This window comes from Marinomonas sp. 63XJN7_9_ISO-PGPR-S23-217 (assembly GCF_056173515.1).
This window is the reverse complement of record NZ_CM149678.1, coordinates 2,448,096-2,474,855: the sequence shown is the minus strand read 5'-3', so window position 1 is coordinate 2,474,855 and position 26,760 is coordinate 2,448,096. Positions and strand designations below refer to the sequence as shown.

Sequence of the window (26,760 nt, the reverse complement as noted above, 5' to 3'; positions counted from 1 at the left end):
CTAATGTCTAATTTGCAAGATGAAAAAGCCATCGCGGAAGGCTTCTTAAAAGAAATGCTGAAAGCAGACGAGACTGGTGACTATGAGCTGTTCATAAAACATTATGAAGAAAAAGATCTGGTCGATTTTTCTCGAGCGCGTTTTGAAGATGATATAAAACACATGAACGCGAGAAATGGTAAGAACCTAAGTTACGAGTATTTTGGTTCGTTACAAGGCTACCGTGATGACGATCACGACGGATGCTACCGTTTTGTATGGAAAGGCATTTACGAAAAACGCGAAGGACTTATTGTCATTGGCATTCACCGGAAAAATGATACTTGGTTTGTGAACACATCAACTCTTACGTGTTAAACATAATTTGAATAGCTGCCTTTGGTACAAATACACGACGACACCAAGTAGAACCGCATATTGACTTTTCTGCCGCGACATAACAATGTTCTTATATGGATCTAGATTCAATACCATCACATTCAAAGGGAGAACGTTGTGTCGACATTGAATAGAACAAGCTCACTCATTCTGGGAGTCTGTATTATTATTGGCCTGTCTTCTCTGGGCTATCTGCTTGGTCATGCCGCCATCCAATACAAGGAATTAGAGCGAACGGTGACAGTAAAAGGACTATCCGAACGGGAATACAAAGCCGACATTGTTATTTGGCCCATTCAGTTTAATATCGCCGGCAACGACCTTGAAAAAGTATACGACGAGATTGATAACAACACCGCAAAAATCAAAGCCTTTCTGGAAAAATCAGGCATTGGAGCGAATGAAATCTCTTTCTCTTCTCCCTCAATCATTGATAAATCTGCCCAACAATACGGCAATGATAGCCAAGCTAAATTCAGATATACCGCCACCCAAACCGTCACTGTCTATTCCAAAAATATAGACCTTGTGCGCCGTGTTATGGAGAATATGTCAGACTTAGGGAAACAAGGCATCGTCTTTACTGGCAACAATTATCAGGCGCAAACAGAATACCTTTTCACTCGCCTAAACGAAGTAAAACCCAAAATGATTGAAGAGGCGACCCAAAACGCGCGTGAAGTCGCCGAGAAATTTGCTTCCGACTCAAAAAGCACATTGGGTAAAATTAAAACCGCTTCGCAAGGTCAATTTAGCATTAGCGAAAGAGACAAGAACAACCCTCAAATCAAAAAAGTTAGAGTTGTTTCAACCGTGACTTACTATCTCTCAGACTAGCGTTATCCCATATAACGAGAAAGCTCGCTCTCTGGAATTGAGGACGGTAAAGTGACAATTAATCGCAATATTAAACAGCCAAATTACGCTATTCATGATGACATGTATGTTCAGGCGAAAAACGCAGGTTGGGCGGGCTGGGGTGGCAACGAGCGACTGGCTAATTCAGAACAGGTAACACGATTTTTTGCTATCGATGCCCCAATGCCAAAAGGCAAATTATTAGAACTAGGCTGTGGCGAAGGCCATTTATGTCGTGCGTTTGCCCAACACGGCTACGACGTAACTGGAGTAGACATATCCCCTACTGCCATTGAGTGGGCAAAAGAAAAAGCCCTGTCCAGTGGCATTAATAGTAGGTTTTTCGTGGCTGATCTCACCGATGAATCTGTCCATTTACCAGAACGCTATCAGGTAATAATCGATGGCAACGGCTTGCACTGCATTATTGGTGACGATAGACGAACCTTTCTAAAAAAAGTACATGACTATTTGGTAGACCCGCGCGAGGGCTCTTTAGCAGACCCGCATGAAGGCGCTTTACAAGAAGCGAGCGTCTTTTTTGTCAGTAGCCTATGTTCAAAAGGCGATAGCTATCAGCTTTTTAAAGATGGTATCGTTTATCGTCATATTAGCTCCGCTGAAGATCTCGTTGCTGAGCTAGAACAATCAGGCTTTAGTATAGAACGAGAAACAAACGATCACATAACGATTCATGCCGTTAAAAGCGGCTAGGGACAATTTATGGAATCCTTGCCCTATCTAAAAGAAATTGAGCTGAAAAGGAAAACCATCGATTCATTCGATGTCTACCCCTTCTCAATCCCGGCGGTCAAAGAGCTGGATTTTTTAGAATTTGACAAAGAAGTCACCATATTTGTTGGTGAAAATGGCAGTGGTAAATCAACTCTGCTCGAAGCCATTGCGGTGGGTCTAGGATTCAACGCCGAAGGCGGCTCGAAAAACTTTCATTTTGGGACTCGTAGTACCCACTCTGAACTACATCGTTACTTGCGATTTTCAAAGTCTTTTAAGCGCTATAAAGATGGTTTTTTTCTTCGGGCAGAAAGCTTCTATAACGTCGCTACCAATATTGACGAGTTAGACGAGGCTGCTTTTCCCTATATTAATCCACCTGCAATTAAAGACAGTTATGGTGGGAAATCGCTACACCATCAATCCCACGGAGAATCCTTTCTATCACTTATGATAAAGCGCTTCTCTGGCGATGGACTTTATCTGCTTGACGAACCGGAAGCGGCTCTTTCACCGACTCGACAACTAGCTATTTTAAGCAGAATGCATCAACTCGTGACACAGCGGTCGCAGTTCATTATGGCAACCCATTCCCCCATTCTAATGGCTTACCCCGGCGCCAAAATTTATCAAATCGACAAGTCGGGACTGTATCCAATAAAATACCAAGATACCGAACATTATGAGGTCACTAAAGCATTTTTAAACAACCCTGAGCCAATGCTAAAGGAGCTCTTTTCTGAGGAATAGCTCCATTAAATTGAATGTTGAACGACTGGTGCGTGAGTAGACCCACAGTGTTTTTACAATACGCATTATCACAATAATACTGTCATCTTCTCCACTTGCATGAGGAAATAAATATGCTCTCTTTACTTAGTATCGGTCTCGCTTTCTTTGTGATTGCGGTATCACCTGGACCTGCCACGGTTTCTAATGCCACCGTGGCCATGCGTTTAGGAAGAAAAACCAGCTTAATCTATGGAGCGGGACTATCCACGGGGTTGGTATTTTGGGGCGTTATTGCCGCAAGCGGCCTAGGTGTGGTTCTGCAAAGTTCTGTTTATTTACTTATGGCGCTTAAAGTGTTCGCAGGTCTCTATCTCATCTGGCTAGCTTTTTTATCCGCTAAATCCGCGATACATCCCGATAACAACATGGGCCAAGTTGAAATAGGCACAAGATCCCTTATGAGCTGGTTTATTAAAGGCGTCTTCCTCAATGTATCGAACCCTAAAACAGTAATCGCTTGGATGGCCGCGCTGTCCGTAGGCCTAGGAGCTAACGATAGCACGGCGTTTCTTGTACTAGGCGTTTTTGTGTGCGTACTCGTTGGCTTTTTCACGAATGCCCTCTACTCCATTGTGTTTTCTTTGAACGGTGTCATGAATGGCTATAAGAAAGCGAGTCGCTGGATTGATGCCTCTGTTTCTGGGCTTTTTGCATTAGCGGGTATTGGCCTGATTCGCTCTGCCTTTATAAAACAAGTTTGACTCGTCGTGACACTGGCATTAGCATACTTTTTCTTTTTATATTAAGTGCCCTACACCATGAATAAACTCAGTTTTGATCAACTTTCCGCGCTTAGCGATGACGCTCGACTATCACCCCGTCTGCGAATGAATCACAATATTCATAGTGATTTATCAGACCCCGTTCAACGCTTAGCCATCGCGATGGAGCCAGACACCTACATTCGCCCTCATCGTCATATGGAAACATGGGAGCTACTCACAGCATTGCGTGGTCGATTCATCGTCCTGACTTTTGACGATGAGGGCGTAGTGATCAACCGTGCCGTCTTAGGAGAAGAAGACTCCGTTATTGAAACGCCTGTAGCAGGCTGGCACGCCGTACTCTCACTGGACACCGATGCGGTCATCTTTGAAGTAAAACAAGGCCCTTATAAAGCCTTCAAAGAAGAGGATTTTGCGCCATGGTCACCAGCGGCTGACGATGATAATCATAAAGTGTTAATGCATTGGTACCGCGAGGCCCAAGTAGGACAATGCTGGTCTGGCAGCTAGACTCAAGCTATAAATCGAGACTTATTCATTGCGCAGTTGGAATTGATATGACAGCAGGTAAAATCACCGTTGCTATTGTTTTTGGTGGGCGTTCGGCGGAACATGAAGTTTCCTTACAGTCGGCTCAGAATGTGATTCGTTCTCTTGATCCTGAGCGCTTCACGCCGGTTCTCATTGGCATAGACCGTGATGGACGCTGGTTCCTAAACGAAGAGTCCATAAAGTTATTTCATGCGGATAACCCAAAAGACATTGCTCTTAATGTGTCCTCCCCCCAAGTGGGCCTGATACCAAATGGCCCAGAAAGACAACTGGTGCGTATGGACAATAAAGAGGCTCTTGGGCAAATCGATGTGTTATTTCCCGTCCTGCATGGACCTTATGGCGAAGATGGTGCGGTTCAAGGGCTGGCTAAAATGGCGAATTTGCCTTGTGTCGGTGCCGATGTTACCGCCAGTGCGGTCGGTATGGATAAAGACATCATGAAACGCCTACTACGGGATGCTGGCATCCATAACGCGGCGTTTACAACACTCTATCATTGGCAAAAGGAATGGCCGATCGATGAGATTGAAGCCCAATATGGCTACCCGGTGTTTGTTAAACCGTCAAACATGGGGTCTTCCATTGGTGTCAGCCGAGCAAGCGATAAAGAAACCCTGATCCAAGCCATAACTCATGCTTTCCAATTCGATCAAAAAGTACTGGTCGAACAAGCCGTAGACGGACGTGAACTGGAAGTCGCCATTCTTGGCAACGATCAGGTAATGGCCTCCAGCGTCGGCGAGATCCTTACCCGTGACAAATTTTATAGCTATGAAAGCAAATATCTGGATGCCGATGCCACCGAACTGAACATTCCCGCCGACATTAGCGCAAGCCAAACGGATAGAATTCAAGCCACGGCCATTCAGGTCTATCAGCTACTGGGCTGTTCTGGACTCGCACGGGTAGACATGTTTTTAACACCAGATGATGAGATTTTCATTAATGAGATCAATACATTACCTGGTTTTACCAACATTAGCATGTACCCAAAACTGTGGGAACATTCTGGTCTATCACAGCAGTCACTCGTTACCCAGCTGATAGAGCTTGCCATCGAGCGGTTTCAGCAAAAACACAACCTTAAAGTCACCCGATAATAAGACGCACTGATCATTCAGCGCTCAGATGAATTAGAACCTGCCAATGCTTCTCAGCCGGATATAATCCGGCTGATTCAACAGTGTATAAACACCAATCGCCAAGCCGTCCGATTTATTCAACGCTTTAACGGTGCTTCAGTCGGTGTTTTTGAGCAAGTGTTTTTGTTTCTTCTGTCACCTCTTTACTGCCCGATAAAGGGTAAATATGCCCCTCTTCGCGATAAAATCCCAAGTCCTTTAAGAAATGATTATCTAGGTGACGAAAGGCTCGTTTTGTCCAACGCGTTTCTAGATATTCTTTCGCTAAGTTAAAAAGGGCGATAATACTCATTAGAAATCTCCATAACTGCTTATTGGTATTGAATGCCTCATGTATTGAAGCAAGCATAAAACCTCAGGTTAACTTGAGGTCAATAGCAAATACTGGTTTTCTTTCGTTTTAATCAGCACAGTAAAAATGACGCTATTGCTACAGCCAGAATAAGTGGTGACTACTTAAAGAAGTGACGAATAAAGACAGGCTTTCCTTTAGATCACAGTCGAAGCACTGGCAAGAAAATAACGCTTGCGATATTGACTGGGCGTGCAGGCAAACAAGCTCTTAAAGGCAAAAATATAGGCTGAATCAGACTGGTAACCCAAATCCAAGGCCACTTCATGAACAGCTCGCTTTTTTTCAAGTCGCTCTAGCGATAGCACCAATCTAATATTTTGCCGCCATAATGAAAAAGATTGATTGAATTCCCTTGCGCAAAGTCGCGAGAGTGTTCGCTGGGAGGCTCCCACTCTCTGGGCCCATTCTGCTAGGGTGAACGACAGGTCTGGCTGTTGATTTAACTCATTAAAAATAGACAGTAGCCTTCTATCCCTAGGAATCAGCAAAGGAATTTCATAGCGTTCAGCAAGGGCTATTTGATCCCACAATACACGCAGTAAATTGGTCGTCATTTGCTGCAAATGGTCGTCCACCCCCTGTTTCACTAATAATACGATGAGTTCTTTTAAAAACGGTGTGACTAAACAGGATTTCGGTTCATTTCCGTAATGCACATGACACTTCGGGTTGAGATAAACCGCTAAAAACTGTGTTCTTGTGACAGAAATGGACTTATGAATGGTGTGTGCTGGCACAAAGAGTATCCCATTATGCGGAACAATCACGCTTTTATTATTAATAGTTGACTGCAATAGCCCTGAAATAGGAAAGATGATTTGATGCCAAGGATGCTCATGGGGTTGCTCGACAAAATGCGGTGGCATATCCATGGACAACGAAATGACTTGGTGATCGGCAAATTTTTGAATCAATTCGTTCGATTTCATACTTGGCAACTTATCTAGGTTTTATGTCTTATAGTGTAAATTAAGCCACCCTCTTTTCCTATAGCATGATCTCTCCTTAGCAATCTTATCAGTTGCCTTTCTCAATAAACCTAAAGGGAGAAGCCCCATGAGCATGCAAGTCTGGTTAGTGTATTTAATGACAGTCCTCGCTTTTATGTGCATACCGGGACCAAGCCATATTCTTATGCTTTCGAACAGTTTAACTAACGGCTTTCAGAGATCAACGGCGACAGCCGTGGGAGATCTGTCAGCCAATTTCTTGCAAATGCTTGCCGCAGCGGTTGGATTAGCAAGCCTTCTTCAGTCATCACAAAATTACTTTGTCGCGATCAAATGGGCGGGGGTCGCCTATCTCACCTATGCGGGTATTCGACTATTTTTTGCCAAACATTCTCCGATTAAATCGGCCTCTCAGCGCTCAGCCCCTTCTTTATATTGGCAGGGATTTATCACCTCAGCAGCCAACCCAAAGGCGATCATCTTTTTCGCTGCCTTATTTCCTCAGTTTTTATCTCAATCCCAACCTTTGGCGGCGCAGTTTTTCGTTCTAAGCATCACTTATCTTGCGATTGATGGATTGTTCTTATGTAGTTATGGCAGGTTTGCTGATTTTCTAGCCTCCAAGTACCGATCTCATCTAGGTCACTATTTCAATCAAATGTCAGGAAGTTTATTTGTCTTAGCCGCCTTTCTGCTCGCCATCAAAAACGTTGCAAGCAAATGATCCGCTCACAGAAAAAGACAAGTGAATGATAAACCGCACAAGAGACAGATGGGAGAAAGCAAATGCAACTTATGTCACTGAACGTATCGCAACCGAAAATGGTTGAACATAATGGGACAAGCGTGCTGACAGGAATCTTTAAACAGCCCTGTATGGGTAAACAGCTCGTCAGAAAAAATAACATAGAAGGAGATGGACAAGGGGACATGGTAAGACATGGCGGCGTTCACAAAGCGGTCTATGCTTTTTCCTATCATCACTACGATTACTGGCGTCATACTCTCAATAACCAGAAATTAACGCCCGGTGCCTTTGGCGAAAATCTCACGATATCGTGTCTAGATGAGTCCGATATCTTTATTGGCGACCGTTTCCGTTTAGGTGAGTGTCTCTTGGAAGTCAGTCAGCCAAGAATGCCATGTTTTAAACTTGGCATTGCGTTAAATAACGTCCATGCCATAAAACTCTTTATCGACCATTACTGTACTGGTGTGTATTTTAGAGTGATAGAAGAAGGCTTTATTGAACAAGGTGACGAGCTGATAAAAGTCGGCCAATTAGCCGAATCAGTGAGTGTCAAAACCCTCTTTCAATCCTTCATGGATAAACAATATAAGAATGCCCATCACGTTTTTTCACAGGCTCTTCTTATTAAAGAGTTAGGACCTCAATGGCAAAAGGCTCTAGCCAGCCGAGTTTAAGACCGACTGGCCGATTAAGACACTATAGTGTGTTTATGTTTTCTATTAGTGCCCTATAGTGTTTTAACACCGTCTCCCTTTGATACTCATTCACCTGTGGTACCGTGACTTTCTCATTAACAAGTTGCACAATGCGATCCACTGCTGCACTGGCCTCCTTTGCGATATCATTTAAATGACTATCATAGAGGTAAGCTGGTCCAAAGAGCTCAGGGTACACTTGTCGAGCTGGCAAAACGGGCACACACCCAAGAGCAACGGCTTCAAGAACGGCTAGCCCTTGAAATTCATGCAAGGCTGTTGAGAGCACGATATCCGACGTAGCCAGAAAACCAAGATACTCACCTCGACTGGGCGCGAAACCAAATTGTCGGATACAGGAAGCAAAGCGATGTTGAATAGCCTCAAACGCTTTAGGTATGGTACGAAATTGTTCGCCTAAAATAGCAATTTCAAAATCCACACCTCGGGATTGTAACGACTGCAAAATGGCCAGCAATCGCTCAGGCCCTTTATCAAACTCCCAACGGGCATTCCATACTAATCTAAGCGGAGAATTATTTTGACAGAGAGTTGTTCGGCTCTGTTCTCCCCTCTTTTCCCAATCAATATCAATTGGCACAGGTACAACACGGGCGTTGCCTTCTATGTTACTCAACCAGTCTGGCGAGACATAATCCGGCAGTTTTTTGAGCAAACGACGAGCGCCCTCGAAAAATGACGCTTTATTGAACTGACTGTTAAACACACACTGATCCGCCGCTAAAGCGCTGTATAAAGTGACCATTTGCATTTCAACCAGACCTTGTTGTTTGTCGCTGGCGGGATAGGCAAATTGGTTTTCGTGAAAATACAATAACCAAGGAATAGACTGTAAGTTTGGGCAGAAGGCTTTTAGCCCAACGCAATCCGTCATGGACGTTGCGATCACCAAGTCGTACGCTTGTTCAATCGAGAGTTTGAATACTTTATCAAACGCAAAACTCATGGCGTTACCACGAATACGCCAAGCAAAATGCCTTGGCGGAAGCGCTAGGTAGGTCCAATCATACTCGCCCAACCCATTCATCAGGCTATTTGCCCAGGCTTTGTGACTGCTCGCCTCATAGGCACTAAGTAGTAATATTCGCACGCCTTGCTTCCGTTTCTTAGGTTAACTGACTGAGTATTTCTGGCCCATCCTCGCTCGCTCGAATATCATAGTGCCATCTTGGGCTATTCAAACACGACTTTTCGTAAGGAATTTCATGATCATTCAAAAACACGATGTTGATCTTAACACGCCGACAGGAACCATGCGCAGCACTGTCTATCGACCTCAAGGGGATGGAAGATTCCCTTGTATTATCTTTTACTCTGAAATTTTCCAGCAAACAGCCCCCATTGCTCGTTCTGCCGCGATGATGGCAGGCCATGGTTTCGTGGTTATCGTGCCGGAAGTCTTTCATGAACTAAACCCAATTGGCACCGTATTGGGTTACGATGATCAAGGCAAAGATAAAGGTAATGCTGATAAGTTTACCAAGCCTCTAGAATCTCACGATAGCGACACCGTTGCTATCTTAGACTTTTTTGCTAAAGCAGAGTATTGCACCGGACAGTTTGGCAGCATGGGCGTGTGCTTAGGTGGCCACCTTGCCTACCGCGCCGCGCTTAATCCGCGAATACAAGCGACCTTCTGCCTGTATGCAACAGACATCCACTCGAATACCATCCCTTGTGGTGAAGGTAATGACTCTTTCACTCGCACAGGCGAGATTCAAGGGGAAATTGTCATGGTGTGGGGCAAGCAAGACCCTCACGTGCCCACCGAAGGTCGGCAGAAAATTTATCAACAATTGATCGATACCAATCGCTTATTTAGCTGGCATGAATTTAATGCTCAGCACGCCTTTATGCGCGACGAAGGGGATCGCTATGATCCCGCTCTGGCTCTGGAATGCTATACAAAAGCGATAGCCTTATTTCAAAGAGCCCTGCACAAAGCCTAATCAAGACGCGAGGTCGGCTTATTGCCCGCCTCGCCATACTGGGCGCAGGGTGCATTCACCTACATCACTAGAAACCCACATATCACCATCTTGCACCGTCACGTTTAATTGCATAGAGCGGGTACATAAGGCTGCCAGCTTTTGCACTTGCGACTCGGCAAATTGCAATACTCGTAGATTATCAAACCGACTGTTTTTACCTTTATTCTGTTCCCACCAAATATCAGACTTATCGTTATAGTTCACGACCACCACTTGCTGAGCACGACCACAGGCCTTGCGCAGGCGTTTCTCATCTGGCTGGCCTAATTCTATCCACATTAAAATGTCGTCTGAAAAATTCTTCTGCCACAGATCCGGTTCATCTTCCGTGCTAATTCCCTTCGTAAAACTTAACTGCTCCGCTCCTTCCTTTTCATCAGCCAATAATGCAAAGGTGACCAAACGTACCATCATGCGCTCTTCTGTTTCGGAAGGATGCAGCGCTAAGGTTAAGTCATAACTTTGGTAATGTTGACGGTCCATATCGGACACTTGGAGAGAGGCTTTATACACCGTTGCTTTGATTGCCATGCTTGTTCACTTACTGCTAAAAGTGGAAATAGACAAGAACAGAACACCTGAGAGGATCAACACTGCTCTGCCAATATAAAGATGCGCGTATTGTACAGCAAATGATGCTATTCCGGTAAATTACTCACAAACAACACCATGAAAATGAGGCGCAATATTTCTGACCAAATGGTCAATAAATATATGAATAAGTCGTCTAAACCCAAGGCTTCTGGAGTATTGCCCATTAAGACATAACGCACCTTAAATTTTTTTCAGTTATTTATTTATTTTTATTTGACATAAAGCAAAGATTAAGGCGTAATAGGTTTTATTCTATTTAGCCCTAAAATAAATATGGATTTTCAGGCTAAATAGAATATCAAACATTACATAGAATTTAACGCAATAAACGGAGGAAGTTATTATGATCATTACTAACCATAATCATTTTACTTCCTCAACAGTCAATCGAGAAACCCGATACTGTTAACGTTTTTCGCATAACTTGTTGAATTAATACGTAGAAATGGAGGACGCAATGATGATGAACGCCAAACGTAATAACGTTTCGTCTTCAGTTGCACCTCGTTTGCTTCGTAATAATGAGCAAGCTTTGCACCCTACGCGTTCAATGTCTATGTAATATCACATTGACCGCGGAATTTACGCGGTCTATATCTCTAGGCAAATATTAAACCTCGTAAATTCCGCCAAAATATTATTTTTTGGAGAATTAGAATGAGTATCATCGACCTATTTAACCTAGCAAAAGACTACTTAGAAGCTCGTAGAACCAAACAAGCGTTTCGCCATCTCGATGACCACTTTCTAAAAGATATTGGTTTTCACCGTGAAAATGGCCAAATTCGTCCATTGTCTGGCTCAAAAGACGTCAATCAAGAAACAAACGAGCTTATTCAAGAGCCGCCGGGGAAACACTCGAGTCATAGTTGATTAGATCGTCCTGCTACCGTAACAACAAGGCGGCGGCAGGACGGTAAACAACGACAGGGAAACAATAGAAAACCGCATAATAAAAGGCAAAGATAAGCCTTAATTAGTTAGTGCTTTTTATTGGTTCTCAACGGCCCCTATGGGCTAAAAAAATCCCGATCAGTTACCTTCTGTCTTTCATATTAAAAAGCAAAAGGTAACAGGTCGGGATTTTTTATTGAATGCCTGACGATCTAAGGCATTCAATATGAAGAAACGTGACTATAATAAATTAATTTTTATTTGCTCAGGTACAAAGCCAATTTTCAAGGCCACACTAACCGCTTGGTCGTATTCTAGAATATTCAAACAACCTCCCTGATCATTTTCGATAATATATTCCTGCTGCTCACCATGGCTTGATATTACGACCAAGTTTAAATAAGCGATATCATTCGTCGACCGCCTAAATTCGCATCGATCCAACTGACCATTTTTTAGTAACTCAACCGCCCTCTCTAATCGGCACATTGACTTACTGACAATCTCTTCCATGACTAACCTCAAACATAAACTACCATCCAGCAAAGACCTATCCGAAAACCATCTTTTTAGAAACAGATGTATCAGAATATTCTCTAGGAAAGAGAGCTAAGTCCTATCATTATAATTCTGCTTTTTCTTCTACTGTCGACTGATGAATCACATTAACAACCACTCCTAAAACATCCAACCCAGATACTTTCATGGATGCCGCCGCTGGGTAAGCCTTATTTTTGGGGCGCAACAATACATCGGGTTGTAACATGAGGGTATGTACCGTTATTTCACCATTCACACGCGCCAGAACAATATCCCCACTGCGAGCGGTTAAAGATCGATCCACTACTAAAATATCGCCCGATTGAATGCCAAATTCTTTCATTGCACTGCCTTGAGCACGCACAAAGAAGATGGTCATTGAATGTGGACTCGTTGTTTGCATAACGGATTCATCAACGAAGGAGAACTGAGAATGAACCAACGCTTGTGCCCTGCTCATAGCAAGGACGGAAGCTGATTCAGAAGAGCCAAGATAAGATACACGCATAACAGCATCACTCATACTTTATATTTTTCCAGAATAAGGTTTGTCATAGAGAATAGCCAAGCGAATTTTTTTCATCACAAAGACCCTCTTTCACACAAAGATCCTATTTGCAAAAATACCATTCTGTGTTCTCAGCCTAAACATCGTCGAAAAGGTGATAAACACGCCATTAAGTCGTTAAAAAGGCTCCCCCCTTCTTTACTCATCATTTTTAAGAGAACCTTTTTTCTTAGGATAAAAAATTGCTTCGCCGCTTAATTGCACAGGTGGAAAACCGTCGCAGCCATAAAATCCATCACAACCATAGAATCCACAGCAACCGTAAAATCTATGCCTATAATTCATTCCTCCCATCCAAGGCATACCTCTAAAAAAATAGGTACCAGTATGGCTTCGCATATAGGATGCTAAAAACATCTCAGTATTGCCAATAATGACACCATTTGCCCCCAGTGCGGCGGCTCTTCTTTTCAACCCATGGATGGCACTCGCTACAATGGTCTGTCGATCAAAGGTATCAAAGGCAGGTGAGCTAATCATGCCAATGACTTCATAAGAAAAATCCGGCGCCTGTTTAAAGACCTTCACCTGGCTTACATCAATCGGATCACGGGCATTAGGGTATACATCTTGAACAGCGCAAGCAGATAAACAACACGTTAGCAACACACAGAAGATTGATCGACCAAGCATTAACACATACTCCCAACCTGTTATTAGTAGCCACTAGAATGATCATAAAAAACACTAATAGCAATCACTAAGACTAGCTCCCCCTTCGTCATGATATACCAGTCAGCTTGTATACGACTAAAGTCGAACTGACGAATGATCTGAAACCAGACACTATAGATCAGACGCCAACATCAGGCATCGGAAATACGTTAGATTCCGAAAGCTGATTGTGGTGCTAAAACGTTTTTGGGTAAAAATACAATCACTAAAATAAATATAATAAGAAGGTATCTATGGAAAACGTCACGTCTTCAATCAAAAATGTCGATTTGTCAGCCAATCCAGCCCCATTGGGATTGCTTGCTTTTGGTATGACAACCATCTTGTTGAACTTACATAACTCTGGTTTGTTTCCCTTAGGCTCAATGATACTGGCCATGGGGATTTTCTATGGCGGCTTGGCTCAAGTGATTGCTGGCATTATGGAATGGAAAAAAGGCAATACCTTTGGTACCACTGCTTTTATCTCTTACGGTTTTTTCTGGCTAACCTTAGTTGCCTTAATCACTTTACCCAAAATGGGGCTGTCTGATGGGCCCAAAGGCTTATCAATGGTCGCCTATCTTATTCTGTGGGGCGTGTTTACAGGCGGTCTATTTATTGGCACCCTGCGATTAAGCAAATCTCTGCAAGTCGTCTTCGCTACCTTAACCGTTCTGTTTTTCCTACTCGCACTGGGTGATTACACAGGAAGTGCGACTATTGCGCATTTAGCAGGCTATGAAGGACTTATCTGTGGAGCGTCTGCAGTGTATGCAGGGATGTCCCAAATTTGGGATGAGATCTACCAAAAGTAGTCGGTCAACACACTTTCTGACATTACGCCTTCTCTAATGCTCACATTCCCATGTGAGCATTGCTTTCTAAAGATCATCATACAAAGTCAAGATTTATCCCGACAACAAACCACATCGCGCTAAAGCACAACCTACCAAACCTTAGAACTTTTATAGACTGGACTTTAGTCAAGGGTCATTGTCGAGATGAATCTCGACCTAAGTCGTAGAGGATTCTGGAATAAGCTATGTTACATTGGCAAATTATCATAATAAGTCTTAGCACAGGTAATGTAATCGATGACGCTTTTTTGGGCCCTATTAGCCATACTTTATATTCTGGGTTTATATTGGATCGCTCTATGGGGAGATAAGGAAAGCCCAACCGCGAAGAAGCTGACTCGACACCCCGTTGTTTACAGCCTGTCACTGGCGATTTACTGTACGGCTTGGACCTTTTACGGCGCGGTTGGCGAAGCCTCTCGGTCTGGTTGGAATTACTTACCCGTTCTACTTGGTCCTATTTTGCTGTACTTGTTTGCCTTTCCGTTTATCCGCAAGATGATTGCCGTCAGTCACAAGCAGAATATCACCTCCATTGTCGATTTTATCTCTTCTCGCTATGGTAAACGGCCATTAACGGCACCTCTGGTGATTTTAATTGCCATGGTGGCCATCATTCCTTACATCGCTTTGCAACTCAAAGCACTGGGCTCTAACTTCGCTTTATTTGTCAATCAGGATGAGCCTTCAGCGAACCTTGTGGTATTGATCGCAACCATCTTGATTGGCGGATTTGCGATGTTATTTGGCACCCGGAAAGTGGAAGTGACCGAGTATCGCTCTGGTATGATGCTGGCCATAGGGGCGGAGTCTCTGTTTAAACTGATTGCGATTGTTGGTGTGGGGGTCGTGGCCGTCGTCGCAATGAGAAAAAACCTGCCAGAGTTAAACCCTATCACCCTCGACCTAAGTGCATGGCACTCGAATCAGCTTATTTCTTTTTCTTTTGTGATGCAGACCCTTATGTCTGCTGCAGCGGTGATTTGCTTACCAAGACAATTCCATGTCACGGTAGTCGACCATCAGAATAAGCGCCAATCCAATATGGCACGTCTGCTTTTTCCTTTGTATTTATTAATGTTTGCGCTGATTATTCCCCCTATTGCGATTGCTGGACAAAGTTTATTCTCAAGTGACATCAATGCCGACACCTATGTGATTCAATTCGCTCTGGCATCGGATAATTTACCCCTGAAAATGCTGATTTTTCTGGGTGGCATGTCTGCTACCACTGCGATGGTCATTATTTCAACCTTTGCCTTAAGCATCATGATCAGTAACGATGTGGTGCTGCCTTTAATGCTGGCACGCAGCAACGCCCAACAAGCCTTACCCTTTTATAGGCGTCGCATTTTAATCATTCGACGCCTCGCCATGATGGGGATTTTAACCCTGTCCTTTCTGTATTATCAGAAAATGGCAAACAGCGAATCTCTGGCGGGAATTGGCTTAATTGCTTTTTCTTTAGTACTGCAATTACTCCCTTCGGTCATCGGAGGACTCTATTGGAAGCGGGGTCATGCATACGGAGTCTACACAGGTTTAACGCTGGGCTTTTTATGCTGGAGCTTATTACTCATGATGCCTCTCACAGGCAACATGAACTGGACATTACATGACGAAAAATCTTGGTCCATGTTGCTCAGCCATGGGGCTTTTATTAGTTTAATCGTCAATATCATAGGGTATATCGTCGGCTCTCTCTTATCGACAGAGCGTTTAATTGATCGGATACAAGCCACCGCTTTTGTCAGCCCCACTGCGGAGATTGAGCATCGTTTTTTCAAACCTAAAAGCAAAGCCCTAAACAGTGACCTTTTTGTCCTGTTGGAAACCTTCTTAGGTGCCCAAAAATGCCAACAAGTCTTAAATACTTTTGAAACTGAGCACGCTCACCACCTTTCTGCCAATATGCCCCCTGATAGCCATTTTATCGATTATTGCGAGCGTATTTTAGGCGGCGTTCTAGGTGGTTCATCGGCAAGGACCATCATTAATTCGGTCTTAGTGGATAAGCGTATCAAGGTAGAAGAAATGGTAACCTACCTAGATGAAACCACTCAGGCGATCCAGTTTAATCAAAATTTATTGTTTATTTCGATGGACAATTTAGACCACGGCATCAGTGTGATCGACAAAGAATTACGCATGGTGGCTTGGAACAAAACCTACTTAACACTTTACCCTTATCCAGAAGGTCTGTTGAAAATTGGCTTACCCGTTGAAAACTTGATTCGCCATAATGCTGAGCGCGGAGAATGTGGCGTAGGCGAAGTGGAAGATCTGGTCAACAAACGTTTAGGCTATTTACGCAAAGGCTGCGCCCATCGTTTTTTACGACGCCGAGCCAATGGACAAGTGATTGAAATGGTCGGAAACCCGCTGCCTGGCGGTGGCTTTGTCACCAGTTTTACCGATGTCACGGAGCACATTGAAAGTCAGCAAGCCCTTAAAGAAGCCAATATCGATCTAGAAAAACGTGTTAAAGCTCGTACAGTAGAAGTACAGGGCATCAACCAAGCCTTAATGGAAGAGATAGAACGTCGTAATATCGCGGAAAAAGCCTTGATAAAAGCCAAAGCGGAAGCCGAGCATGCTAACGCCTCGAAAACCGAATTCTTAGCCCTTGCCAGTCACGATATTCTCCAACCGTTAAACGCAGCAAAACTCTATATGGGGGTGTTGCAATCCAGCGAATTGGCTGCCAATACTGCAAACGTTGTTGATAAATTATCCGACTCCCTCGAATCGACTGAATCCCTTATTTCTACCCTATTGGAAATCGCACGCTTAGATCAAGGGGCTATTAAACCCAATTTAGTCGATTGTGATTTAGAAGAACTCTTATCACCTATTATTGCGGAGTTTGGTGTCATTGCTGACAATAAATCCCTCACCTTATCCACTCGTATTTTACCCTTACATGTCCATAGCGATCCGATTTACCTACGCCGTATCATTCAGAACTTTGTCTCCAATGCCGTAAAATACACCGCCAAAGGACGAATTCTTTTATGCACACGTAAGCGAAAAGATTATGTATTACTGCAAGTATGGGACACAGGTATTGGTATTCCAGAGTCGGAACAGAAAAAAGTGTTTGACGATTTTTATCGTTGGGAAAACACCAAAGAACAAGGGATGGGGTTAGGGTTGGGCCTAGTTCGACGCCTGCAAAGTAAATTAGGTCTAGAAACTCAGTTACGCTCTACTCCAACAAAAGGCAGCTGTTTTTCGATTCGCATTCCTCTTGCCATCCATAAACAGAAAAGCGCCCTTAACCCGCCCTTAACATCGACAGACAAGCCTCTTCATCTCGCCCACTGTTACGTCTGGTGCATCGACGACGATCCAAATAACCTCACAGCGATGACCTCTTTATTAAGTCACTGGCAATGTGACTGCCAAACCTTTAAAAGTGCGGCGGATGCCAGACAAGCAGAAGGAGAAGCAGAACTATTGTTAGTCGATTATCAACTGGAACAGGGGCAAGACGGCTTATCGCTTATTCGTGAGCTACGCCACAAGGCCAATAGGGATATCCCTGCGGTACTCATCACAGCACAGCGAGAACCAGAGCTTGTGGATCACTGTAAAGAGAATAACGTGATCTATATGGCTAAGCCGGCTAAACCAGCAAAATTACGCGCCCTGATTCAACACATCCATAAACAAAGAGAGAGCCAAGCAAACACCTTTGTTTAAGTCCTTGAAGCTATTGATAACCCTATATAATACAAAACAGTGAGCAAGCTCAATGAATAAGCCCTTATCAGCCTACATAACACATCAAATCTAGGTTACGCATCACATCTGCAGCTTTAGCTCACTGGCCACCAGCACCGCTTGTGTACGATTATTAATCTCAAGCTTGCGAAAAATAGCCGTAATGTGGGCTTTTACCGTCGCTTCGGATATGGATAATTCATGGGCAATTTGCTTATTGAGCAGCCCTTCATGAAGATAACAAAGCACCTTATATTGCTGGGGAGTAAGCTCTGCCACTCGATGTTGCATGCTCAAATCCGGGGTGGGTTGGTCTTGTAATGCAGATTGTAGATAATCAGGCAGCCAAATATCGCCCGCTAAAATGGCGTGAATCGCACGGCTATAAACCACAGGTTCACTGGTTTTGGGAATAAACCCCAACGCACCAGCTTCGATAACTTGCGCGACCATTGCGCTATCGTCGCTACCAGAAATCACCGCCACAGGCACATCAGGAAAATCGGTACGAATACGTATCAAGCCAAACAGCTCGCCGCTGCCAGGCATCTTTAAATCCAACAAAAGCAGATCGACCTCCTCCATCTCGCTTAAACAGCGCAATGTCGAATCCAAGTCGTCTGCTTCTTCTATGGTAATACCGTTTATTTCTGCACGAAGCGCACCACTTAGTGCGCTTCGGAACAGAGGATGATCATCTGCGATAATAAGTGAAATCACTCACAATCCTTGTAAAAGGTTATTAGGATTTCATATTTAAACGGTTATCGATTAAATCATCAACTACACTTGGGTCCGCCAAGGTACTTGTGTCTCCTAATTGATCCTGTTCATTGGCCGCAATCTTACGCAAAATACGGCGCATAATTTTGCCTGAACGAGTTTTTGGTAACCCTTTGTTCGCCCACTGAATCAAATCAGGCGTGGCAATAGGACCAATCTCACTACGCACAAACTGCTTGAGCTCTTTCATCAAATCATCACTTGGCTGAACACCGTCTACCAAGGTCACGTACACATAAATACCCTGCCCTTTGATGTCGTGTGGATAACCAACCAATGCGGCTTCTGCAACCGATGGATGAGCAACCAGCGCACTTTCTATCTCAGCGGTACCAAGACGATGGCCAGAGACATTCAATACATCGTCCATGCGACCAGTAATCCAATAGTGACCATCTTCATCCCGGGAAGCACCATCACCAGTGAAATACATGCCTTCAAAAGTGCTGAAATAGGTCTGTTCAAAACGCTCATGATCACCATACACAGTACGCGCTTGACCAGGCCAAGAATCGACAATAACTAAGCCGCCTTCAGCAGGTCCATTGCCTTGCTGTAATTCACCTTGAGCATCGACAAGAGCAGGCTGAACGCCAAACAAAGGCCCAGTACATGACCCAGGCTTCGCATTGGTCTGTACAACACGGGGGGTCATCATCATGCCACCAGTCTCCGTTTGCCACCAAGTATCTACAATCGGACAATTGCTCTTACCAAACTGAGTGAAATACCAAGACCAAGCTTCAGGGTTAATTGGCTCACCCACACTGCCCAATACACGTAACGAATCACGTCGGCTGCTGCTGATTGGCTCATCCCCTTTTGCCATCAAGGCACGAATGGCCGTTGGCGCCGTGTAAAGAAGCGACACCTGGTATTTATCCACGACACGACCAATGCGACCAGAATCAGGGTAAGTGGGCACCCCTTCAAACAAGACGCTGGTTGCTCCGTTAACAAGTGGGCCGTAAACCATATAACTGTGTCCGGTAATCCAACCAACATCCGCAGCACACCAATAGACATCATCTGGTTTTAGGTCAAAGGCGACCTCATGGGTTAAAGAGGCGTACACCAAATAGCCGCCCGTGGTGTGTACGACGCCCTTTGGTTTACCCGTTGAACCGGATGTATACAGAATAAACAAAGGATCTTCCGCATTCATAGGTTCAGCCGGACATAAGGTCGACTCTTTTGCTACTTCTGCGGCCCAATCCAAATCGCGCCCTTCCACCCAAGGCACGTCTTTTTGGGTATAACGATAAACCAGAACACACTCAACCGAAGGGCATTTATTGTTCTCAAGAGCGGCATCGACATTATGCTTAAGAGGTATAGTATTGCCTGCACGGCGGCCTTCATCTGACGTCATTACCAATTTAACGCTACTGTCATTCAAGCGATCCGCAATGGCGTTGGCTGAAAAGCCACCAAAAATAACGGAGTGAATCGCCCCAATACGGGCACAAGCCAACATACTATAAACGGCCTGTGGAATCATCGGCATATAAATGGCCACTCGATCACCTTTTTTAATGCCTTGACGTTTCAACACATTAGCAAGTCGACCCACTTCATCATGTAATGTTTGATAGGTAATGGCGCTCTTATCGGCATTTTCGCCATCCCCTTCTAGATAGTAGGCGATTTTATTAGCATGTTTTTCCAAATGACGATCAATACAGTTGTAAGCCGCGTTTAACTCGCCGTCTTCAAACCATTTGATGCTCACGTTGCCACGTGCGAAGGAGGTATTTTTTACTTTGGTGTAGGGAGTAAACCAATCTAGACGTTGGCCTTCTTTTGCCCAGAACGCATCTGGGTTCTGTACTGACTCTTGATAGCGAGTGTTAAACTCCGACTCACTGATGTTTGCGTTCTTTACGACTGAATGCGATGGTGACAATGACTCCATGATCCGCTCCATTATTAAAGTTGTTTTGAGGATGCTAAGAGCAACTATAGTCAATAAAAAGAGAAGGTCTATTAAACTTTAGTCTTAGAGCCTTAGCTGTTTACATAATTGAGTGTCCCATACATCCTCTACTTTGATGCGATCTAAGTCAATATTTCACCAGCACACAAAAAAAGCGTCTCATTTGAAACGCTTTTTGTACACAAAGCTATTTAATCGACCCTATCGCTACGATGACGTTCCAACGTTCGCTTGGCGGGCTTGATGAAGTTTTTTATAGCTTTCAATCAAGCGTAAATGAGGCTCGATACCTTCAAGCTGCATGCTGGTTTTTGTGAGGCCATAAAAACGCACCTCCCCCGTCACGGAACCTACGACGTTTTCCATCACCTCTTTGCCAAACATGCGATTAAAACTATGCATAAAGTCTTCCAACGCTAACTCATCGTCTAACGTCACTTCTAACACGCAATTCATGGCTTGATAGAAGAGGCCGCGTTTTACGGTGTTGTCATTAAATTGTAGATACTCACCAACTAGCTCTAACGCCTCTTCGTGTTCACCCAGGGCCAAATAAATCAGTATCTTCAGTTCAATGATGGTTAACTGGCCCCACACCGTATTGTCATCAAACACAATACCAATCAGCGTAGCAATGTCGGTGTAGTTATCGAGCTGACTGTCTTCTAAACGCGTCACTAAGTCGGCAAGCTGTTTGTCACTTAACGAATGCAGATTGAGAATATCTTCACGATAATCCAAAGCCTTATTGGTATTATCCCAGACTAAATCTTCCACTGGATACACTTCAGAATAATCTGGAACCAAAATACGGCAAGCGGACGAACCTAAGTCACTGAGTTCTGCGACATACACCTCTTTGCCTAAGCCTTCCAAAATACCAAACAGTGCACTGGCCTCTTCCTCACTGGTGCCAGAGAAATCCCACTCACAGAACTCGTAATCCTGCTTATCACTGAAGAAACGCCAAGAGATCACACCAGTAGAATCGATAAAGTGTTCAACAAAGTTTTCTGGTTCACTCACCGCCATGCTGTTGAATGTGGGTTTAGGTACATCGTTCAAGCCTTCAAAACTACGACCTTGCATTAATTCCGTTAGGCTACGCTCCAAAGCCACTTCAAAACTTGGGTGAGCCCCAAACGAGGCAAAGACACCACCCGTTTTAGGATTCATCAGCGTCACATTCATTACCGGGAATTGCCCCCCCAGGGAAGCGTCTTTCACTAGGATGGGAAAGCCTTGCTCCTCCAGAGCCTGAATTCCTGCCAGGATACTTGGGTATTTCGCCAAGACTTCCATAGGCACATCAGGCAAGACAATTTCGTCTTCGATAATTTGGCGTTTAACGGCACGCTCTAAAATCTCCGACAAACATTGTACTTGTGCTTCTTGTTGGTTATTACCTGCGCTCATGCCATTGCTTAAAAACAAGTTTTCGATCAGGTTTGACGGGAAATACACCGTTTCGCCATCAGACTGGCGTGTATAGGGAATGGCACAAATACCACGCTCTTTATTACCTGAATTAGTATCGATTAAATGGGAACCACGCAGTTCGTCATCTGGGTTATAAATGTCCAGACAGTAATCATCTAAGATGCCTTCTGGCAGAGAGTCATCATCGGTTAGTGCAAACCATTTTTCATTGGGGTAATGGACAAATTCGCTGTTGGCGATTTCCAGCCCAAAGAATTGATCATTGTAGAAAAAGTTATTGTTCAAACGCTCGATAAATTCACCAAGAGCCGAGCATAATGCACTCTCTTTCGATGCCCCTTTACCATTGGTAAAACACATTGGCGATGCGGCATCACGAATATGCAGCGACCACACATTGGGCACGATATTACGCCATGATGAGATTTCAATCTTCATACCAAGGTCTGCCAGCAGCGCCGTCATATTGGCAATAGTTTGCTCTAGCGGTAAGTCTTTCCCAGGAATAAAGGTGTTGGACGAGCCATCAGGCTGCCCCATTAACATCGCGTTGGCATCGGCATCCAGATTGGCAACGGTTTCAATCTTAAATTCTGGCCCTGTTTGCACCACCTTCTTAACGGTACAACGCTCAATAGAACGTAAAATCCCTTGGCGATCTTTATCGGATATATCGTCTGGTAACTCAACCTGAATCTGGAAAACCTGATTGTAACGGTCTTCTGGATCGACAATATTATTCTGTGACAAGCGGATATTATCCGTCGAAATATCACGCGCTTTGCAATACACCTTAACGAAATACGCCGCGCACAGAGCCGATGACGCTAAAAAGTAATCAAATGGGCTTGGCGCAGAACCATCCCCTTTGTAGCGAATTGGCTGATCGGTGATCACGGTAAAATCATCAAACTTGGCTTCAAGTCTCAAATTGTCGAGAAAATTAACTTTGATTTCCATTAAACAGGGTTTCCACTTTTTGTATACGAGTTGCTCACCCAACACCGTTTATCGGCTAGGGTGAGTCATTAGCGGGAATTATCCGTGATAGATGGGGGCCGAGTAAAATCAAATCGGCTTTTTAAGGAAATTAGATGATCTGACAGCCATTTTTCAATAATGATGTCTTGTAGGATGTCGTTGACACCACTGACGAGAAGGCATTTGTGTTTGATGGGGTGTTTTTCGTAACCAAAGAAATAAAAGCTAGACCCAAAAAAGACCCACCATAACAGGTGGACTCCGGCCACAAAAAAACACGCGGTGCGTGTTTTAAGCCGCTTTGGTTAAAACGGGGTGAGATTCCTTGCACTGGATTTTGCCAGTGCAAGGAGAATGTTAGATCAACATGCGGGTGGGGTCAATGAAGAAAACAAGCCGTGAGTTTTATTATTAACCCGGCGGTTAAAATTATCTGGTATAATCACTGAATGAACGAAAAAATAGACACAAGAAAACTTACCACTCCAGAACTCGCTAGGCTACGAAAGCAAGTTGTCAGACTGCGCGAAAAAGACTTCTCTTTTAAAGACATATCTGAGGTGACAGGTGTCCATGTAGACACAGTTGGCCGTTGGTATAGAGACTACTTAAAACGTGGAAAGGCAAGCTTTGAGTATAAAAAACGTGGTCGAGAAAAAGGCTCATTTGGCAGTCTAACCAAAGCACAAGAAGCTCGAATTCAGCAAGAAATCACCGATAAAATGCCTGATCAATGCAGGCTGAATTTTGCCTTGTGGACACGTCGTGCGATCCAACAGCTCATCAAGCAATTGTGGGGAAAAGATATGCCCATTAGAACCATTGGAGACTATCTAAAACGCTGGGGATTTACCCCACAAAAGCCACTGAAAAAAGCCTATGAGCAAAACTCTCGAAAAGTGTCCAAATGGCTTGAGGAAGAGTACCCCTCGATCAAGGAAAGGGTCAAGAAGGAAGGGGCAGAGATACATTGGGGTGATGAAACAGGCCTTCGTAATGATAGTCAGCATGGACGAAGTTTTGCTCCTAAAGGCAAGACACCAGTCCAAGTGATTCCAGCAAAGCATTGCCGAATCAATATGATTTCTACTATCACAAACCAGGGAACAGTACGCTTTATGACCTACGCTGACAACATGACAGCAAAAGTACTCATTCGCTTTATGAAGCGATTGATCTCCACCTCTAAGAAAAAGGTATTTCTGATACTCGATAATCTTCGAGTACATCATGCAAAATTAGTAAAAGAGTGGTTAGCCAAGCCAAAAATCAAAGAGCAAATAGAAGTCTTTTATTTACCTGCCTACTCACCTGAACTCAATCCAGATGAGTATCTAAACTGTGATTTAAAGGCAGGTGTGCATACAGGTGATGCGCCAAAGAATGAAAAGGTTTTAAAGGATAGAGTGGTCTCTCATATGAGAGGGTTACAGAAGAACCCGAATCGAATCAAAAAGTACTTTAAGCACAATTCAATCCGTTATGCGGCATAGAAGATATAAATTTCCGCCGGGTTAATAACGCCAAAAGCAACGGTACGAAGCATCCGGCTGGCTTTTTGTTATGTTTATTTAAACTCTCGATTCTTTTGAAAATATAGTTCGTTGTTCCAGTTTGTAATTTCAATATTATCCTTACCATTAACTTCAATTCTTGCCAATTTATCTTTCAAGAGCAAGGCTTCTTTGCCTGACATAGAAAAATTATTCAGTAGCCCCGTCGTCTTTTTCTTCAAGTCAAAAATACTGGATATTTGATTATCACTTTCTAAGTTCCAAGATCCACTTGCCATCTTTAAGGAATATATCTTCCATTTTTCTTTTTCCGCCTTATTCGAAATTATAGCGTCAATATCAGTGGATACTTCAGCTTGACGTTGTACCAGAGGATTTCTAACTCCTAAATACACCTCTTTAATATCAACTTTATAACTATAGATTTTCAAACCAGGTACTTGCTCTAATACCATCGATGGGGCAACGATCTTACTAATAGTATTCCAGCACCTCATAGGATCTGAATAATAATCATCTATTGTTTCAAACATAGATAGGAAGGATTTAACCACTCTTACTTCTTCTTCATAGACCCAACTCGCATGTTTGGTTAGAAATATTTTCCTAGCTAAATTTTCAAACTCAGATCTATTCAAATCATCCGGCTCTAGCCCTTGGGATGCAAGATACACTTTATGAAGTAGATCCCTTGATCGAGGGGTCAGATTGTGAATAGTCTTGGTGTTTGTATATACGACATCTCCACGTTCCACAGGTATAAGATTGTAATCATCGCTTGTTAGAAAAGGAGTATCTACATCATAGCCAATTACAAACCCAGTATGATTTTCTCCATAATGGGCCCACATTAAAGGATTACATGGGCTTCTTGTTAATGATAAAATCGCTACCGATTTTTTTAATTCGTTTATTTTATTTTCCAAATCATTTAGTTTAACGCCCGGGCCCTGCGCATTGTCTAAGAATGAAAGTTCAAAAGGATCATTAAAAGATACGAGGTCTCGAAATCCAAGTTGAGAACTCTTCAATGCTGATAGCCCAGCAGAAAATCCGTAGTATTTGTAAAGTATCAATTATCCATCCTCGGAAACATAACAATTAAGGGGTATACAGCTGCACTTATAACCCACTGTTGAACGGCTGTATTTTATATAGGGAATTTGCTTTTTTATGGTGTGACCTCCCTGTTATATTCTGTCGCTGAAAACCAAGCTTAATATGAGCATCTTTTGCCAGATGAGCTAGGTTCGCTGCTATTTTGATCCTAAATACCTACTTTATTAGCGCAATTCGACTTTTAAGTTAAGACTAATCCCTCAGACTGTAAACCATTTGGGGGAAAATGAAAAACTAATCTATTTTTCATTTGCCCCCAAACTCCTTAAAAGGCCTTGCCTCTGTACCACATTGAGGACAAACGGCAACATTTGATTTCCATTTACAGCTACAGTTGTTACATAGATAAATACTGTTTTTAAAAACATACGCTGTTGAGTATGAAGACCTGCTCGTTCCCCAGTCTTTAGGTGGTCCAGCCTTTCGTATAGCAAGTTTTTTTTGTTTTTTTGCATTCTCACTCTGAATAAATGCTTTCTGCTCTACTTCTTTAAATCTAGGATGGTAAACCCACGACTTCCCTTTCTCTTCATTTTTTAAGAAATGTTTCAAAGCTTCTAAATACTGTCCATTTTTTGTTTTCTGAAACGCTTCTCGTAATGCCTTAGCATCAAACTCAATTACCCCTGCTTTTGTCTCTTTAGGATCAGATAGCTCAGTAGGCACAGGTCTATCTTTGTAACTGACAAAAATAACGAAAGGATAACCGCCTACACTAACCAGAACATCAACTACAACTCCAGAGAATTTTTCACCAACCCTTATATTTTGAAGGTTAATATCTTGCGTTATAACGACATGCATAATATCTGGCAGTATGTTTTTCTTGTTTTCATCGTAAATTTGATAAGGAACTGTAAGTAAAGGGATTTTTAAATCCAATCCTGCTTGTGAAATTTGACGTATCATCATTCTTACTGATACGTAAAAAGAGAAATCGCAAGGAACCTTAGTTGAATTATGAGATTTCTTAACTTTGTGCGCAAAATGCCATTCATTTTTTTTACCCTGCCTAGCTGTCAATAAGGTTTTACATGAAGGACAGATACAACCGCATTTATCGCCATTCGGAACATTTCCAACATCAACAAATTCGCCACTTTCAATGTCTTGACCAAATGGTAATAAGTTACCCAGCTTCATAACATTACCTATCAACTAATCCTATTTCTAAAAATAATGCCAGCATGGCTGCATATTCCG

26 protein-coding genes are annotated in these 26,760 nt (G+C 43.3%); 14 read left to right on the top strand and 12 right to left on the bottom strand.

The window, feature by feature from the left end; translation table 11 throughout:
• The first annotated feature begins 3 nt into the window (after positions 1 to 3).
• The 7 genes from AC0VYI_RS11550 (at position 4) to ddlA (ending at position 5,143) form a co-directional block, all read left to right on the top strand.
• Complete coding sequence (locus AC0VYI_RS11550) at positions 4 to 357, top strand: hypothetical protein (RefSeq protein ID WP_199476854.1); 354 nt, start codon at positions 4 to 6, stop codon at positions 355 to 357.
• A 138-nt stretch (positions 358 to 495) separates the two neighbouring features.
• Positions 496 to 1,215, top strand: coding sequence for an SIMPL domain-containing protein (locus tag AC0VYI_RS11545; protein WP_067017466.1), 720 nt, complete (start codon positions 496 to 498; stop codon positions 1,213 to 1,215).
• 51 nt (positions 1,216 to 1,266) lie between these two features.
• Positions 1,267 to 1,950 (top strand): class I SAM-dependent methyltransferase, encoded by a 684-nt coding sequence (locus AC0VYI_RS11540; RefSeq protein WP_475449456.1) that lies wholly within the window; start codon positions 1,267 to 1,269, stop codon positions 1,948 to 1,950.
• 9 nt (positions 1,951 to 1,959) lie between these two features.
• Positions 1,960 to 2,721 carry an AAA family ATPase gene (locus AC0VYI_RS11535; protein ID WP_475449455.1) on the top strand — a complete coding sequence of 254 codons (762 nt, stop codon included), beginning with the start codon at positions 1,960 to 1,962 and terminating at the stop codon, positions 2,719 to 2,721.
• A gap of 113 nt (positions 2,722 to 2,834) precedes the next feature.
• Positions 2,835 to 3,464, top strand: coding sequence for a LysE family translocator (locus AC0VYI_RS11530; RefSeq protein WP_199476851.1), 630 nt, complete (start codon positions 2,835 to 2,837; stop codon positions 3,462 to 3,464).
• Between the two features lie 57 nt (positions 3,465 to 3,521).
• A complete protein-coding gene (locus AC0VYI_RS11525) occupies positions 3,522 to 3,998 on the top strand; it encodes a WbuC family cupin fold metalloprotein (protein WP_475449453.1) in 477 nt (158 codons plus the stop codon).
• A 47-nt stretch (positions 3,999 to 4,045) separates the two neighbouring features.
• Positions 4,046 to 5,143, top strand: coding sequence for a D-alanine--D-alanine ligase (gene ddlA, locus AC0VYI_RS11520; RefSeq protein WP_475449451.1), 1,098 nt, complete (start codon positions 4,046 to 4,048; stop codon positions 5,141 to 5,143).
• Between the two features lie 127 nt (positions 5,144 to 5,270).
• On the opposite strand, the gene AC0VYI_RS11515 is transcribed toward ddlA, so the two are convergent.
• Both AC0VYI_RS11515 and AC0VYI_RS11510 read right to left on the bottom strand, forming a co-directional pair.
• Positions 5,271 to 5,477 (bottom strand): hypothetical protein, encoded by a 207-nt coding sequence (locus AC0VYI_RS11515; RefSeq protein ID WP_475449450.1) that lies wholly within the window; start codon positions 5,475 to 5,477, stop codon positions 5,271 to 5,273.
• A 197-nt stretch (positions 5,478 to 5,674) separates the two neighbouring features.
• Positions 5,675 to 6,469, bottom strand: coding sequence for a helix-turn-helix domain-containing protein (locus AC0VYI_RS11510; protein ID WP_475449447.1), 795 nt, complete (start codon positions 6,467 to 6,469; stop codon positions 5,675 to 5,677).
• Positions 6,470 to 6,596: 127 nt separating this feature from the next.
• Between AC0VYI_RS11510 and AC0VYI_RS11505 the strand changes: the two genes are divergently transcribed.
• Positions 6,597 to 7,214 (top strand): LysE family translocator, encoded by a 618-nt coding sequence (locus AC0VYI_RS11505; RefSeq protein ID WP_475449445.1) that lies wholly within the window; start codon positions 6,597 to 6,599, stop codon positions 7,212 to 7,214.
• Positions 7,215 to 7,276: 62 nt separating this feature from the next.
• Positions 7,277 to 7,915: an MOSC domain-containing protein gene (locus AC0VYI_RS11500; RefSeq protein WP_475449443.1), complete on the top strand. Its 639-nt coding sequence runs from the start codon at positions 7,277 to 7,279 to the stop codon at positions 7,913 to 7,915.
• Positions 7,916 to 7,937: 22 nt separating this feature from the next.
• Here AC0VYI_RS11500 and AC0VYI_RS11495 read toward each other — a convergent pair whose 3' ends face one another.
• Positions 7,938 to 9,047, bottom strand: coding sequence for a tRNA-queuosine alpha-mannosyltransferase domain-containing protein (locus AC0VYI_RS11495; protein WP_475449441.1), 1,110 nt, complete (start codon positions 9,045 to 9,047; stop codon positions 7,938 to 7,940).
• Positions 9,048 to 9,162: 115 nt separating this feature from the next.
• Between AC0VYI_RS11495 and AC0VYI_RS11490 the strand changes: the two genes are divergently transcribed.
• The gene (locus AC0VYI_RS11490) at positions 9,163 to 9,906 is read left to right on the top strand and encodes a dienelactone hydrolase family protein (protein WP_475449440.1); all 744 of its coding nucleotides are present in this window, start codon (positions 9,163 to 9,165) and stop codon (positions 9,904 to 9,906) included.
• An 18-nt stretch (positions 9,907 to 9,924) separates the two neighbouring features.
• Here AC0VYI_RS11490 and AC0VYI_RS11485 read toward each other — a convergent pair whose 3' ends face one another.
• Positions 9,925 to 10,479 carry a YaeQ family protein gene (locus AC0VYI_RS11485; protein ID WP_475449438.1) on the bottom strand — a complete coding sequence of 185 codons (555 nt, stop codon included), beginning with the start codon at positions 10,477 to 10,479 and terminating at the stop codon, positions 9,925 to 9,927.
• Between the two features lie 720 nt (positions 10,480 to 11,199).
• On the opposite strand from AC0VYI_RS11485, the gene AC0VYI_RS11480 reads away from it, so the two are divergent.
• Complete coding sequence (locus AC0VYI_RS11480; RefSeq protein WP_475449436.1) at positions 11,200 to 11,415, top strand: YjiS-like domain-containing protein; 216 nt, start codon at positions 11,200 to 11,202, stop codon at positions 11,413 to 11,415.
• A gap of 261 nt (positions 11,416 to 11,676) precedes the next feature.
• Here the strand turns inward: AC0VYI_RS11480 and AC0VYI_RS11475 are convergent, their stop codons facing one another.
• From AC0VYI_RS11475 to AC0VYI_RS11465, 3 genes are all read right to left on the bottom strand, one after another.
• Positions 11,677 to 11,949, bottom strand: a complete 273-nt coding sequence (locus AC0VYI_RS11475; RefSeq protein WP_475449434.1) for a hypothetical protein — start codon at positions 11,947 to 11,949, stop codon at positions 11,677 to 11,679.
• A 109-nt stretch (positions 11,950 to 12,058) separates the two neighbouring features.
• The gene (locus AC0VYI_RS11470; protein WP_233407797.1) at positions 12,059 to 12,499 is read right to left on the bottom strand and encodes a LexA family protein; all 441 of its coding nucleotides are present in this window, start codon (positions 12,497 to 12,499) and stop codon (positions 12,059 to 12,061) included.
• Positions 12,500 to 12,682: 183 nt separating this feature from the next.
• Entirely contained in the window at positions 12,683 to 13,177 is a 495-nt protein-coding gene (locus AC0VYI_RS11465) for a hypothetical protein (RefSeq protein WP_475449432.1), read from the bottom strand.
• 275 nt (positions 13,178 to 13,452) lie between these two features.
• Between AC0VYI_RS11465 and AC0VYI_RS11460 the strand changes: the two genes are divergently transcribed.
• Positions 13,453 to 14,016: an acetate uptake transporter gene (locus tag AC0VYI_RS11460; RefSeq protein WP_475432263.1), complete on the top strand. Its 564-nt coding sequence runs from the start codon at positions 13,453 to 13,455 to the stop codon at positions 14,014 to 14,016.
• A gap of 279 nt (positions 14,017 to 14,295) precedes the next feature.
• Positions 14,296 to 17,763 (top strand): PAS domain-containing hybrid sensor histidine kinase/response regulator, encoded by a 3,468-nt coding sequence (locus AC0VYI_RS11455; RefSeq protein ID WP_475449430.1) that lies wholly within the window; start codon positions 14,296 to 14,298, stop codon positions 17,761 to 17,763.
• Positions 17,764 to 17,865: 102 nt separating this feature from the next.
• Here AC0VYI_RS11455 and AC0VYI_RS11450 read toward each other — a convergent pair whose 3' ends face one another.
• The 3 genes from AC0VYI_RS11450 to AC0VYI_RS11440 form a co-directional block, all read right to left on the bottom strand.
• Positions 17,866 to 18,504 carry a LuxR C-terminal-related transcriptional regulator gene (locus tag AC0VYI_RS11450; RefSeq protein WP_475449428.1) on the bottom strand — a complete coding sequence of 213 codons (639 nt, stop codon included), beginning with the start codon at positions 18,502 to 18,504 and terminating at the stop codon, positions 17,866 to 17,868.
• Positions 18,505 to 18,526: 22 nt separating this feature from the next.
• Positions 18,527 to 20,482, bottom strand: coding sequence for an acetate--CoA ligase (acs, locus tag AC0VYI_RS11445; protein WP_475449426.1), 1,956 nt, complete (start codon positions 20,480 to 20,482; stop codon positions 18,527 to 18,529).
• A 228-nt stretch (positions 20,483 to 20,710) separates the two neighbouring features.
• A complete protein-coding gene (locus tag AC0VYI_RS11440; protein ID WP_475449425.1) occupies positions 20,711 to 22,903 on the bottom strand; it encodes an OsmC domain/YcaO domain-containing protein in 2,193 nt (730 codons plus the stop codon).
• Positions 22,904 to 23,373: 470 nt separating this feature from the next.
• On the opposite strand from AC0VYI_RS11440, the gene AC0VYI_RS11435 reads away from it, so the two are divergent.
• The gene (locus AC0VYI_RS11435; protein ID WP_475449423.1) at positions 23,374 to 24,417 is read left to right on the top strand and encodes an IS630 family transposase; all 1,044 of its coding nucleotides are present in this window, start codon (positions 23,374 to 23,376) and stop codon (positions 24,415 to 24,417) included.
• Positions 24,418 to 24,491: 74 nt separating this feature from the next.
• Here the strand turns inward: AC0VYI_RS11435 and AC0VYI_RS11430 are convergent, their stop codons facing one another.
• On the bottom strand, positions 24,492 to 25,514 hold the full coding sequence (locus tag AC0VYI_RS11430; RefSeq protein ID WP_475449421.1) for a DUF2971 domain-containing protein: 1,023 nt from the start codon (positions 25,512 to 25,514) through the stop codon (positions 24,492 to 24,494).
• Between the two features lie 289 nt (positions 25,515 to 25,803).
• On the bottom strand, positions 25,804 to 26,700 hold the full coding sequence (locus tag AC0VYI_RS11425) for a competence protein CoiA family protein (protein WP_475449420.1): 897 nt from the start codon (positions 26,698 to 26,700) through the stop codon (positions 25,804 to 25,806).
• Positions 26,701 to 26,760: the final 60 nt, after the last annotated feature.